The organism is Streptomyces sp. NPDC030991 (assembly GCF_055571235.1).
The window spans coordinates 1-13181 of record NZ_JBVIFR010000048.1; the positions used below are offsets into that span (position 1 = coordinate 1).

The 13181-nt window shown below is 67.5% G+C and carries 9 protein-coding genes; 5 read left to right on the plus strand and 4 right to left on the minus strand.

Features of this window, described 5'->3' with window-relative positions; genetic code table 11:
• Positions 1–618: IS5 family transposase (locus ACZ45E_RS39525; protein WP_468231337.1), on the plus strand; the 618-nt coding region annotated here is incomplete at its 5' end.
• Here the strand turns inward: ACZ45E_RS39525 and ACZ45E_RS39530 are convergent.
• On the minus strand, positions 602–928 hold the full coding sequence (locus ACZ45E_RS39530; protein WP_404163028.1) for an ankyrin repeat domain-containing protein: 327 nt from the start codon (positions 926–928) through the stop codon (positions 602–604). The two genes, ACZ45E_RS39525 and ACZ45E_RS39530, sit on opposite strands and share 17 nt — an antisense overlap.
• A gap of 223 nt (positions 929–1151) precedes the next feature.
• A complete protein-coding gene (locus ACZ45E_RS39535) occupies positions 1152–1547 on the minus strand; it encodes a RidA family protein (protein ID WP_468231339.1) in 396 nt (131 codons plus the stop codon).
• Between the two features lie 206 nt (positions 1548–1753).
• Between ACZ45E_RS39535 and ACZ45E_RS39540 the strand changes: the two genes are divergently transcribed.
• Positions 1754–1885, plus strand: coding sequence for a hypothetical protein (locus ACZ45E_RS39540; protein WP_468231341.1), 132 nt, complete (start codon positions 1754–1756; stop codon positions 1883–1885).
• Positions 1886–1975: 90 nt separating this feature from the next.
• Positions 1976–2155 (plus strand): hypothetical protein, encoded by a 180-nt coding sequence (locus ACZ45E_RS39545; RefSeq protein WP_468231343.1) that lies wholly within the window; start codon positions 1976–1978, stop codon positions 2153–2155.
• 9 nt (positions 2156–2164) lie between these two features.
• Here the strand turns inward: ACZ45E_RS39545 and ACZ45E_RS39550 are convergent, their stop codons facing one another.
• Complete coding sequence (locus tag ACZ45E_RS39550; protein ID WP_468231345.1) at positions 2165–3289, minus strand: helicase associated domain-containing protein; 1125 nt, start codon at positions 3287–3289, stop codon at positions 2165–2167.
• Between the two features lie 659 nt (positions 3290–3948).
• Between ACZ45E_RS39550 and ACZ45E_RS39555 the strand changes: the two genes are divergently transcribed.
• Positions 3949–4521 carry a hypothetical protein gene (locus ACZ45E_RS39555; protein ID WP_468231348.1) on the plus strand — a complete coding sequence of 191 codons (573 nt, stop codon included), beginning with the start codon at positions 3949–3951 and terminating at the stop codon, positions 4519–4521.
• Between the two features lie 179 nt (positions 4522–4700).
• Entirely contained in the window at positions 4701–7976 is a 3276-nt protein-coding gene (locus ACZ45E_RS39560; RefSeq protein ID WP_468231351.1) for an RHS repeat-associated core domain-containing protein, read from the plus strand.
• A 1869-nt stretch (positions 7977–9845) separates the two neighbouring features.
• On the opposite strand, the gene ACZ45E_RS39565 is transcribed toward ACZ45E_RS39560, so the two are convergent.
• Complete coding sequence (locus ACZ45E_RS39565; protein ID WP_468231353.1) at positions 9846–12635, minus strand: helicase associated domain-containing protein; 2790 nt, start codon at positions 12633–12635, stop codon at positions 9846–9848.
• Positions 12636–13181 lie beyond the last annotated feature (546 nt).

The following is a 13181-nucleotide window of genomic DNA, read 5'->3' on the forward strand; positions in this document are numbered from 1 at the left end:
ACCTTTTCGACCATCATCGACTGGGGGACCGAGTCATACCGGGGCCGGAGGCCGGGAGCCCTGTTTCAGGGCCACGAAGACGGTAACGGGGACCTCCAAAAGGAACCGCCCGGTGGCATCTCCGACGAGCCGTCCGACCACGGTCTCGGGCGCTCCCGGGGCGGCCTGACCAGCAAGATCCACCTCGCTGTCGAGCAGGGGCAAAAGCCCCTTTCCGTAGTCATCACGGCTGGGCAGCGCGGTGATTCCCCGCAGTTTGAGCCGGTCCTGGAGGCGATAAGAGTGCCTCTGCCGGGCCGGGGGCGATCTCGTACACGTCCAGCGCGGGTCCGGGCGGACAAGGCATACCACTCTCGCAGGAACCGTGCCTACCTGCGGCGGCGCGGCATCAAGGCCACCATTCCGGTCCCTGCGGACCGTGTTCACAACCGCCGCAAGCGCGGCTCCCGCGGAGGCCGGCCGCCCAAATTCGACCAGGCCGACTACCGTGCACGTCACGCGGTCGAGTGCGGCATCACCCGTCTCAAGCGGCACCGTGCTGTCGCCACCAGGTACGACAAGCTTGCCGTTCGTTACGAGTCAACCGTGCTGGTCGCAGTCCTCAACGAGTGGCTATGAAACGCTTGAGCAGCGCTTGTGCCATGTAGTGGTCGTAGCGTTCAGCCATCTGCAGAGGTGTAACTCCATTGCTGTTTGGGAGCAGGGGGTCTGCACCGTAGGCGAGGAGAATGGCCGTCGCCGCGGTGTTCCACGGGTGTCCCGTCTGCAGGTGGCCATCGCCTTCGATATCGAGAGCGTGGACGAGTAGCGTGAAGCCCCAGCATGTTTCGTTCGGGTCTGTTCCAGACGCCAGATGAAAAGTGAGCAGCTCATGGTCACTGGTCTCCACGGCCCTGTGGGCAGGCGTCCAATTCGAGTCGTTGGGCATGTCGGTCACCCGATGAAGCTTACGAAGCCTTCGGGCAGGCACAGGCGTGGGGCTGTACTTTCGCAACAGGCCCTAGCGGTCCGAAATGCCGACCATGGCCAGATGGTCGCAGAGGCTGACGGAAGCCGGCAGTGGTCCCACAGGACGATCCGGCCGCGCCGTCCAGCGCTCAGCACCGCGCGCGGCTGGACGGGCTCGCGACCGCTTTCGGTGAGAACTGCTGCTAGTCGGTGTCTGGTGCGAGGGCCCATGCCTCGATCTCCACCCGGAAATCCGGGTGGACCAGGCCGGCTACCTGCACCAGGGAGCAGGCGGGCGGGCGTGCGGCGTCCTGGTGCTCGTCGCGTACCTTGCGGAATGTGCCCAGGTCGTCGAGGTCGGTCAGGTAGACCGTCAGCTTGACCACGTGCTCCAGAGCGGACCCTGCTGCCCGCAGGGCGGTCGCCAGGTTCGCGTAGACCTGCCGCATCTGGGCCTCGGCGTCGTCCTTGCCGACCGTGTTGCCGTCGCCGTCCACCGGCACCTGACCGGAGACCGTGACCATGGGTCCGGCGAAGGCGACCGCATGGCTGTAGCCATTGACGGGCGGCGAGCCGTCGGGGCGTATGAAGTGGTCCATGGCATTGATCATTTCACGACCGGGCCCGGCAGCGGTGCCGCCGATTTGGCCGTGCGGCGGTAGTGCCCCGCGCACGGCACCGTGGCCCAGCACGCGGTCGGCGAGCTTGGCAGCGTCGCGCATGCCCTGAGTCGACTGTGCAGCCCTTGGGGCTCGACGCGCGCTGTCTAGGATCAGTCCTCGTCGTAGAGGGCGTGGAGGGATCTGTGGAACAGGCGAAGTACGTCCGCTTTGAGGGGACGGTGCGTCATGCGCGGGGGCACTTTCCCGGCATCTTCGTGCTCGCTAACGAGCTGGCCGCCAGCGGCCGGCTGAGTGGTGATCAATACCGCTTCTGACGGAGCAGCAATGACTGGTACGACGCGAACTACACCAATCCCACCAGCGTCGATCCGAAGATCTACGACCCCGTTGCACACCCGGGAGCCGTGGCATGGTTCAAGGTTTCGGCTACCCACCTCATCGAACGCGTGGCCGGGTACCAGACTCTCCTGGCCGCACACGGCATTGCATGTCGCCGCCTGGAATCCTCGAACCCGGGCAAAATCATCTACGAGGACGAAGACCAGATCGTGGTCGCTCCGGCAGAGGACGCGGCCACGAGCTAGATCTCTCTGTCACCAGCGCATACCAAGTACGTCCAGCGTTGAACGTCGCTCCGCCGTGAGTTTGTCGGCTCTGCGCCGTACGTTCGCCGTCCACATCCCCAGGTCAATCCGGATCGTCCCTTCCGGTGTGGCTTCGCGTCCGGTGGCGGCGGGCCCGGCCAACTCCAGCGGCAACTCCTCAACGTGCTTGCGGGAGACGTTGAGGTGGCCTTCGCGAGCGTGGAACTGGCGGGCGGCGGCGAGGTTGAGGAGCCACTTGTGATCCTGGGTCCGTTTCACCGGCCGCTCTTCCTCTGGGGCCGCGTCGATGCCGAGGGCGTTTTCCAACAGCCACTGCTGCGCGGGCTGCAGTTGCTCGAACTGCCGGCGTTGTGCCGTCACCCAACGTCCGAGGTCTTCGCCCTGGACGACGACGTCCCCGGCCTCGGTGGGCAGGCTCCCGCCGCGGGCCAGGTGTGCCTGTACGAGCCGCAGGCAACGCTGCCAGCCGGTGTCCCAGGCCGGACACCACCCAGGATCGACGTCATCGAGCTGACGGCGCCGCTCCTGGGTGAGCGCGCCGGCCTCCGGGCCGACCGGCTGGTGGGCTTCCCGGCGCGCGGCGATCCGGTCGGCCAGCTTGGCGGCGTCGCGCATGTTCTTGGCCCACTTCCCGACCGGGTACTCGTTCCACACCGCGGTCGCCGGGGGCAGAAAGTGCCCGTGCGCCGCGGCCCAGGCCCGGGCGGCGGTGAGTCCGTCGTGGAAGGCGTCCTCGCGTGGCGCCCACACCATCCCCAGATCGTCCAGCTCCGCCATCCGCTCCGCGTCGAGCCGTCCGGCCTTGTAGGAGCGCCGCTGGTGGGTCAGCCAGACCCCGAGCGGGAAGGCGGCGGGGGACCAGTTCTCGGGCGTCACGAAGCCGTACGGGACCGCCAGCGGCCCGTCTCCGTACTCCTTCACGTACCGGGCGGTGGCCTCGATGCCGCGCCGCCAGTACGCGCCTTCCGGCACCAGGACTCGCAGCCGCACGAACCGCGCGAGCTCCACCAGGCCGCCGCCGGCCTTGGCGCCGACCAGGCCATGCTCCGCTTCTCCAGCCGCGCCGCGCGCCAGCCGGTTATCTCGCGCGCTTGAACCGCGCCACCGCTGCATCCTGACCAGCCATCCGTCAGTCTCGTTACCAGCCGCACCCAGCCGCACCAGCCGCTACAGCTGAGGGCGCCAGTGTGGGGGAGCGTGCAGCCGTGGTAGGCGCCTCCCGCCGATGCCGGGGCGGCTGCGCATCGCTCACCCAGTGGAGGGGCCCGCCGTAACTGGTGGGCCCTTTCGCCGGGCCGTTCAAGACCTGCTGAACCGGACGGCGGGTGGGGCGGCTCTAGTCGGGAAAGCGCTTGTCAAATGCTTTTCGGTGCGTGACCGATGCCGAGCGCCATTCCTGCCGCCACCTCAAGAGCCCCAGGTGGCGACAAAGGTGGCGAAATAACGGGCAAAGGGCGCGTCGCTGTGGTTCAAACCTGGCTGGAATCATGCGACTTGGTGCTGATACCTGCGCGATAGGCAACGCAAACAGACACTTTCGGCCGCGTTTTACTGCAGCTTTGCGGGCGTGCGGCCAGCGTGCGCCCGGGCGTACCCCGGTGGCGGAGCGGTGGTCTGTCTGAAAGCAGTGATGCGGAGGGGCTTGTTCTAGCCCGTGTTACCCGGGTGTTCGAGGGCACCGCGGCCGACTTGTGTGTTTTCTGTGGCACGTTGTGGGTCCCTCGTGACCGCTGGGGTCTGCGGGGTCTGTCTTCCTGTGGGGGGAAGTCTTGATGCGACGCACCAAGGGTGCGCGGCTTTCGCGCGCCCAGAAGAGCCTCAGAACGATGGCCTGCGCGGCAGCGGCGTCCGGGGCCTTCGCCCTGACACTGGCCGGAGCGGGGACAGCGGCCGCGGGCACGGGCCCGACCCCGACACCCGGCAGCGATCAGCCTCCGGCCTCAAGCGCTCCGTCGGAGGCGGGTAACCCGCTCTCCGCCCAGGCCTCGGCCGCCGGCGTCTGCACGGACGCGTACCAGATCGGCACCACCTCCTACGCGTACCGCGGCACCGAGAAGATCGCCTCGGTCAAGCAGTTCTACTCACCGAAGTGCAACGAGAACTACGGCTACGTGTGGGTGTGGAAGTCGTTCCTGGACAAGAAGATCAAGTTCGATCTGCAGGTCGGCGTCTGGAACTACGACCGCTCGGTGCTCCAAGGAGAGCGTCGCGTGTACGACTCGCTGAGCCAGGAGTTCTGGGGCAACGGCGCCGACTCGGTCGACGACTGCACCTCGGGCGACGGCACGCTGACCATCGCCGACGAGCCGGGCGGCTACTCCGCCAGGACGTCCAAGCGCTGCTGACAACCCGTCGGCGCGGGCGCCCACCCCGCACCGGCTCGTACAGCAGGCCCCCACGTCCTTGTGCGCTCCAGACGCGCCTGATGTGTGCGGGTGGCAGCCGCCCACCGGCTGCCACCCGCCAGGTCCTGCTCCGCAGCCCAACGGCCCGTGAAGCCTGATCGATCCAAGGAGAGTTCCTCGTGCACTCTGTCATGCCCGAAAACCGGCGGACCAGACGTGGCAAACGCTCTGCTGCGGCAACCGCGGTCGCCGCAGCGGCCGGAACGGCGCTGCTCGTCGCGCTGATACCCGCCCAGGCGCACGCCGCGCCCGCCGACAAGCCCACCCCGCCCCGGCTGTCCGCGTCCCCGACCGGCCAGACCAAGGCCCCCGAGAGCACCCCGATCGGTACCCCGGGCAAGGACCGCAAGCTGGTGCAGGAAGGCATCCTGCAGTCCACGTTCCAGGGCCTGGGCATCGGCCAGGTCCCCTGGTCGGAGTTCTACGAGGCACCGCTGTCGGACTCGGTCGGCGCGCAGGTGAACTACGGCAACGGCAACCTGCTGGTCTCCGCGAACGCCTTCGACATCGCCGACGCCGGCCCGGGCCTGTCCTTCGGTCTCGCCTACAACGGGCTGAACACCAGCTGGAAGGCGACCACCGGCAGCGACTACCTGATCCACGAGCCGAACCCGACATCGGTCTACGTGCAGGGCCCCTCCAGCACGATCGCCGTCTTCGAGCGGGACGGCTCGAAGTTCACCCCGGCCCCCGGCTACAAGCAGGACCTCACCGAGGCGACGGACAAGAAGTCGTTCACCCTCACCTCGCGCAAGAACGGGCAGAAGACGACCTTCACCCGCTCCGGCACGACCGGTGACGCGCGGGTGAGCAAGGTCGAGGACAAGAACGGCAACGCCACCACGATCACGTACTCCGGCGCGTTCACGTCGAAGATCACCTCCGCGTCGGGCCGCACCCTGAACTTCGAAAACGATGGCAAGCAGATCACCAAGGTCACTGACAACAGCGGCCGTTACGTCACCTACACGTGGTCGGGCAATGACCTGAAGACGTTCACCGACACCGACGGCAAGGTGACGGTCTTCGATTACGACACCTCGCACCGGATGACGAAGGTGACCACGCCGGAGGGGTACGAGACGCGGTTCACCTGGAACACCAACCTCCTCGCATCGATCACCCGGGTCGTCGACAAGAGCGCGGGTATCGGCGCCACCACCGCGTTCCGTTACATCCTTCCCCAGCCGGGCAGTGAGGGCGAAGGCGTCGCCCGCGTCACCGACCCGCGCGGCAAGAACACCGAGATCACGGTCGACGCCCGCTGGCGCGTGAAGAAGACCACCGATCCACTGGGCCGCGAGCGTTCCAAGTCCTGGGGCCCGGACAACAACGTCACCAGCGCGGTCGACGGCATGGGTGTCGGGTCGACTCCCGGCAACACGGTCAAGTTCGACTACGACGACTCGTTCAACCCCAAGTCGGCCACGCAGCCCACCGGCGCGCAGTCCACGGCGGCCTGGACCCAGAAGTCCGGCGGCCAGTACCCCGAGACCCTCACCTCGGCGAGCGGCGACAAGGTCACCAACGGCTACGACACCTCGGGCAACATGATGTCGCAGACCGACACCACCACCGGCTCCGACGGTGCCAAGTGGTCTTACGACTACAACCCGAAGTCCGGCACGATGGACTGCGGCGGCCTGCCGGGCCAGCGCTGTGCGGCGACCGACCCCGAGGGCAACAAGACGTCCTTCACCTACGACGCCAAGGGCAATCTGACCAAGGTCGACCGCCCCTCCGCGCAGGAGGACCTCACCTACACGTACGACGCGCTGGGCCGTACCGACACGGTCACCGACGGCCGCGGCGTCAAGACGGTCTACACCTACGACAAGCGCGACCGGCTGAAGACGCAGACCAGCGACGGCAAGCTGACGACGTTCGTCTACGACGCCGACGGCAACATCAAGACCCGCACCTCGCCCGCCGGGGCGAGCACGTACACCTATGACGAGCAGAGCCGCGAGCGCACCCGCAGTCTGCCCGCGGGCGGCGCGAGTTCGGTGACCTACGACGCGTCCGGCAACGTGAAGACCGCCACCGACGCGGGCGGCACCCTCACCTACGACTACAACGACGCCAACCAGCTCATCACCCTCACCCAGCCGGGCGGAGCCAAGACCACCTACGGCTACGACAAGAACGGTGACCGCACCACCACCACGTACCCCGGTGGCACGGTGCAGAAGACGGACTACGACAAGTCCAGCCGCGCTCAGAAGATCGAGGTCAAGAACGGCACCACCGTCCTGTCCACGATCACTTACGACTACAACAAGTCCGGCAAGGACTCCGACAAGATCTACAAGCGGACCACCGACGGCGCCGCCACCGCCTACACCTATGACTCCAAGGGCCGCCTGACCAAGGCCGTGGAGACCAAGGACAGCGCCACCACAGCGGGTTGGGCCTACTGCTACGACAAGGCCGGCAACATGACCGGCCGCTCCACCGGCACCAGCCTCCCCGCCTGCGCCGACACGCAGTCCGCCCGCGAGTACAACAACGCGAACGAACTGACCTCGCTCGGCGGCAACACCGGCTTCACCTACGACGGAGACGGCAACGAGACCTCCGCCGCCTCGCCCACCGGGACCCGCTCGGGCGGCCAGTGGACCCCCTACACCCAGCTCTCCGCGCTGACGGCCTCCGGTACCGCGTCGACGTACGGCTATGCGGGCGTGGACAACAACGACCGTCTTACGCGCGGCAGTTCGACGTTCACCAACGCGGCGACCGGCATGACCCGCGAGGGCACGACCGGTTTCGTACGGGAAGCCTCGGGCAATCTGACAGCCATGACGAGCGGCGGGGCGAGCCAGTACTACCTCACCGATGTCCAGGGCAGCGTCATCGGCCTGGTCGACGCGAGCGGCAAGCGTACGGCGACCTACGGCTACGGCCCGTACGGTGAGGCCCGCACCACCAGCGGCACCGACCAGCCCTTCCGCTACACCGGCACCTACCTCGACCCGTCGGGCCTGTACAAGATGGGCGCCCGCTACTACGACCCCCAGCTCGGCCGCTTCACCCAGCCCGACCCCTCCGGCAAAGAATCCAACCTCTACGCTTACGCCGCTGGAGACCCTGTCAATCGGACTGATCCCTCTGGACTCTTCTCGCTCGGAGATGTGGCTGAAACTCTGACGCCCTTGGGGGACTTCAAGACTGCTATGGAGTTCGGCGGTGCGTTGAAGGACGGCAATTGGCGTCAGGCTTCTGCCATCGGTTTCGGCTGGGCATTCGGCAAATCGGTGACCGCTGCATGCACGGCTGGCGCGACTGTCCTGGGTGGTCCGGTGGTGGGAGCCGCAGCGTCTGTCCCCTGCTCCTTTGCTGGTGACGCCGCGGGTAAATTCGCGGAAGATACGACCACGGATGCATGGACATAGTAAGTTAACCGGTCCCGGGGTTGCGGAATCGCAACCCCGGGAATTTCGGCTACGAGTAGGATAATGCTTTCATGAAATATCTTGCACAAACATCCGGCAAGGGATCTTGGATCCCCGATGGTTGGGAAATTTGGATATTCCTTGGGTCTCTGGCCGTGGTCGTGATCATGGTTGTGATCGGTCGGAAATTTAGAAAGTGAGGAGCACGCAATGAGGGCTGATTCGAAGCCGCTGATCCGTGCGCTTGCATACGCACTCCTAGCGTGCTCGTTCATCATGGCCTTCTTCGTCGTGGTGATGGTCGCGGGGGGCGCAAGACTCAACGCCATCTACGTTGCTCCGCTCGTTGCTGCAGGGTGCGCAGTATTTCTTCTACGCCAAACCCGTTCAGGCTCATGAGGCGACCTTGAGATGTCATCGCACTTGGTGAGTCTGCGGTGGCCGGCTTGCGCTCGTAGCGGCGGGTGAGACTTCGGCAGCAGACGAGCCGTGACATGGTCCGCTCCACGGCCCACCGTGCCAGGCCCGGGGGTCGAACCCACAGCTCAGCACCCCGGCACCAGGCGCACAAGCAGCTTCATCAAACCCTCGCACACACGCACCGGCCGTCAGGCTGGCCAGTGGTGTAGCGCTCGCACTGGTGAGTCCGCAGTTGACGCGAGGGGAGGAGGTCGGCTGGCGCCCGAGGCGGGTGGCCGGAGGCCGCTTCCTACGGTTGGTGTGGGCACTGGCTACGGTTGCGGCTTGCCGGTCTCTGCTGTCGCGCCCAGGACCGAGCGGGCGGGTGCGGGGCCGCCGGGGTGTACCTTTAGTCGTTTGCCCGGTTGATGACCGCGCGGCGGCCAGGGTGGGTCCGCTCGGCGGTGGTGATGTCCCGCTGGTCGAACTTGCCGTAAAGGATGCCGTCGAAGAGCTCGGTCTTCCAGGCGCCGGTGGGCCATCGGGCGAGGAACGCCTGGGTGGGTCATCGGTTCGTCTGTGCCGGGAAGGCCGGGCCGGTCAAGATTTGCTCCTGTCCGTTATGGGTGGTTTTCGCGCGGACACCGGCGTAGTGCCAGGAAATCACCACAGAGGCGCGGTGGCCTTGTCTCCCGTCATTGGTGCGGAACGTCGATGTCGTGGTTCGCGTCGGCCAACGTCGTCGTCGGTCATCGGTTGTTCCTCTCGATCCGGTTCCAGTAAAGGCGTTGTGTGTGAGGGGAGTTGACCGCTGCCTCGGGGTATACGGCGTTGTATGACCGATCACGAGAGCAGGACCACCAGCGAGAGCCTGGGGCCGATGGAGCGCGGGACGTCGCAGCGGCTGGCGACACGTCAGCACATGTGGGTGCAGGCGTGGACCGCATTGTGTGTCTTGGCGGCCCTGTGGGCGCTGGCCGGCATCGCGGGTTGGATCGGCGGCGTCGAGGACAGTTGGGCCTTCGCCACGGCTGGCGTCATAGCCCTTTCCTGTGCGGCTTGGGCCCGTCGTTCCGCTATTCGTAACGCCCCTCCCCGACACCTCTGAGCCTCTCTGGTCACTGGCAGACGGCGACGTCAGCATCCACCTGTCGTCTCCCCGGGGACGTCATGGAGAGCGCAGGTACCAAGAAGCTCTCGAACCGATCTTCGGGTTGCCGGCGTGGTGGCGATCCAGTCGGTCGCGCCGCCACGGACGTAGTGCTGTGGTGCGTGCTCCTAGGGTGCGCACCACAGCTCTTGGGGTGACGCCGTTGTAATCGCCGCCGTAGTCGGCGTTGAGCCTGCTGATGGCTGGCGTGGTGATGCTCAGCGCTGAGTTTTCAGTGGTTCGGCGTTGATTCTTCAGTAGAGCTGGCGCCGATTCCCGATGAAATGGAGAGGCCGAACGTGTAGCACCGGTCCTGCCGCTCACCAGCGCATGTTGAGTTCGTCGAGTGCGGTGCGCCGCTCCGAGGTGAGCCGGTCGGCGCGGCGGCGGGTGTTGGCGGTCCACATGCCCAGGTCGACCAAGATGGTGCCCTCGGGCGTGGTGTCGCGTCCGGTGGCGGCGGGCCCGGCCGACTCCAGCGGCAACTCCTCAACGTGCTTGCGGGGGATGTTGAGGTGGCCTTCGCGGGCGTGGAACTGGCGGGCTGCGGCGAGGTTGAGGAGCCACTTGTGCTCCTGGGTCCGCTTCCCCGGCCGCTCCTCCTCCGCGGCCGGCTCGATGCCGAGGACGTCCAGTAGCCACTGCTGCGCCGCCGTCAGCTGCTCGAAGCCGTGGCGCTGTGCGCTCACCCAGCGTCCGAGGTCTTCGCCCTGGACGACGACGTCCCCGGCTGCGGAGGGGAGACGCCCGCCGCCGGCCAGGTGTGCTTGGACGAGCCGCAGGCAGCGTTGCCAGCCGGTGTCCCAGGCCGGGCACCACCCAGGATCGACGTCGTCCAACTGCTGGCGCCGCTCGTCGGTGAGCGCACCCGCCTCCGATCCCACCGGCTCCCCGGCCTCCCGGCGCGCGGCGATCCGCTCCGCAAGCCGGGCGGCATCGCGCATGTTCTTCGCCCACTTCCCCACCGGGTACTCGTTCCACACCGCGGTGGTCGGCGGCAGGAAGTGCCCGTGCACCTCAGCCCACGCCTTCGCCGCGGCGAGGCCGTCGGCGAACGCATCGTCGCGCGGTGCCCACACCATGCCCAGCCCCTCCAGCTCCCTGACGCGTTCGGGATCGAGCCGCCCGGCCTTGTACGAGCGCCGCTGATGGGTCAGCCATACCCCGAGCGGGAATCCGGCCGGGGCCCAGTCCTCGGGCGTCACGAAGCCGTACGGCGCGTTCAACGGCCCGCCCTCGAACTCCTTGGCGTACCGTGCTGCGGCCTCGATGCCGCGCAGCCAGTACGCGCCTTCCGGCTCCAGGACCCGCAGCCGCAGGAACCGGGCGAGCTCCGCGGGATCGCGAGGGCTGGAGAACTTCAGCAGCTCCCGCGCCCCCGCACTCACCGGGTCGGCCGGCTCGTCGTCCTCCAGGCCGTGGGCGCCCTCCGGAAACTCGCCATCGTCAGCCCCCTGCGCGCCATCGTCGTCCCAACTCCCGCTCCGGGCACGGGAGTCGGCGAGCGCTTCGATGGTCTCCGTATCGTGCGCGCGCAGAGCTTCAAGCACCTTTGCCAACCCGCCAAAGGCCGGAGAGGTCAATAGGTTGTCGGCGTCTTCATCCGGTCCGAGGAATACGGGTACGACCAGAGAGGCGACTTTTCCTTGCCCTGGCTTCATGCGCAGGGCCCGCCCGACCATTTGCACGATATCGACCATGGACCCGCGCACATCACAAAAGGCGACCGAATCACAATTCGCGGTATCAACACCTTCACCAAGAACCTTCACGGAGGAAAGCACCCGCAGAGCAGCGGGCAACAGCTCGACTCCAGCACCCCCGCCGCGGCTCTCCGTCCTCCCGGCGCGTTCCTGCTCCCCGCCGGGGCCGTCCTGCCCTGCGGCGCCGTCCGGCTCCTGGCGCTCCTGGTGCTCGATGACGTCGGAGGCGAACTCGGCCAGCACGGCGCGCCGGTGTGCCGGCGGATGCTCGCCGTGCAGCCAGCCCGACCACACCCGCTTCGGATCCGGATACGTCCGCGGGTCTTCCTCCCACAGCCGTGCGGCGACGTCGCCGATCCCGGAGGCCATGGCCTCGGCCTCGGCGACCCGGGAGTGGAAGGTGAGCACCTTGCGCAGGTTCTCCCGTGCGGCCGCGGTCAACACCCCGGACTGCAACGCGGCCAGCCGCGCCCCACGTACCCGCTCGGTCCCCGACCCGAGCTGCGCACGGTGCCCGTGGTCCGGATCACGGATGTCGACGCACACGACCTGATACGGCGCGATCAATCCTCGCTCGATGCTTTCCGAGAGGGTGAGCTTGTAGGCGACGGGGCCGAAGACGGGGGAGTCCTCGCTCATGCTCGCCACCAGCCGCGACCCCTCCCCGCCACCCACGCCGGCCCCGCCCTGGGGGGCCTGCCACACCCGCGGCGTGGCCGTCATGTACAACCGCCGCACCGCAGGCACCTGCTCCTGGTCGTGCACGGCCGCCCACGGCTTCAGACCATCCCCACTCGTGCGGTGCGCCTCATCCACGATCATGAGGTCGAACGCCTTCAGGCCCCGCGCGTGGGCCCGACGCAGCACATCCACCGACGCGTACGTACCGAACAGCGTGACCTGCTCCAAGTCCCGCACCCAGTCGACCAGTTCACCCGAACCCGTCGTGCACGGCAGACCCCCGGAGTCCTTGGCCGGCAGAGAGCACACCCCCACCATCGCCCCCGACCGGCCCCCATCACGCCGCCAGGCGGTCGCCGTCTGCACCAGTAGATCCAGCGTCGGCACCAGCACCACCACCCGCCGCGCCCGCAGCCGCTGCGCGGTCGCCGCGGCGATGAGGGTCTTGCCGGAGCCGGTGGCAGCGATGCACTGGCACCGCAGCCCCGCCTGCGGCAGGCGCCCGTCTGCGGGCGCCTGAAGGGCCCGCACGACCGCGTCGACCGCTTCCACCTGATGCGGTCGCAGCGTCTGCCCACCGGGCCGTTCTGAGGCCCCCAGGACCCGACCGTCCTGGGGGCCCGGCACGATGCCGCCATTACCGCTGCGGACGCCGACTGTCACGTGTCCTCCGAATTTCAGCGCTGCCTTTAGTCGAGTTTCCGGATGAGGCGCGAAGGATGGCACCCCGTTTTGCAAATCACCCTCAGAGGGGAAGTGCCCTGAGTTCAGGATTCAGCCGGACCGGAGAAATGACACACACCCCGAAATCACCCTGATGGCGCGTCAGACGCGTTGCATCGACGAGACGGTGACGTGCCCTCAGTACAGAAGCTAGTGCACTCAGAAGTTTGACACACGCAGTCTCACAGGGTTGTCCTGAAGTCGGCGAGACTGCTACCTTCAGGGTGTGAGAGTGAGCGTTCTCGACCACTCCTGACCCGGCGTCAGCCTCAAGGGCCGGCCGGGACGGAGCCCCCAGGACGGAGGGAGCGGCCCGGCCGGCGACAGACCTGCTCACCCCTCTAGCTGCGACTTTCTGTCGAGTCCGCGGAGCGGATTCGACGCTGGCCGGATCGCGGAGCGAGCCGAGCCGCCGGGCCGCGGAGCGGATCCGGCAGGGCGTCACGGAGTGACGCCCAACTCCCCGACGAAGTCGGGGAGTTCTTCCCGCGCAAGCGGGGAACCGCCGCGTAGCGGCGGCGCGTCGTGTCTGCGGAGCAGACCGCGCGC

Coding starts and splice junctions, on each gene's coding strand:
- ACZ45E_RS39530 (WP_404163028.1), bottom strand. CDS start 928: ATGCCCAACGACTCGAATTGGACGCCTGCCCACAGGGCCGTGGAGACC.
- ACZ45E_RS39550 (WP_468231345.1), bottom strand. CDS start 3,289: ATGCAGCGGTGGCGCGGTTCAAGCGCGCGAGATAACCGGCTGGCGCGC.
- ACZ45E_RS39535 (WP_468231339.1), bottom strand. CDS start 1,547: ATGGACCACTTCATACGCCCCGACGGCTCGCCGCCCGTCAATGGCTAC.
- ACZ45E_RS39555 (WP_468231348.1), top strand. CDS start 3,949: ATGCGACGCACCAAGGGTGCGCGGCTTTCGCGCGCCCAGAAGAGCCTC.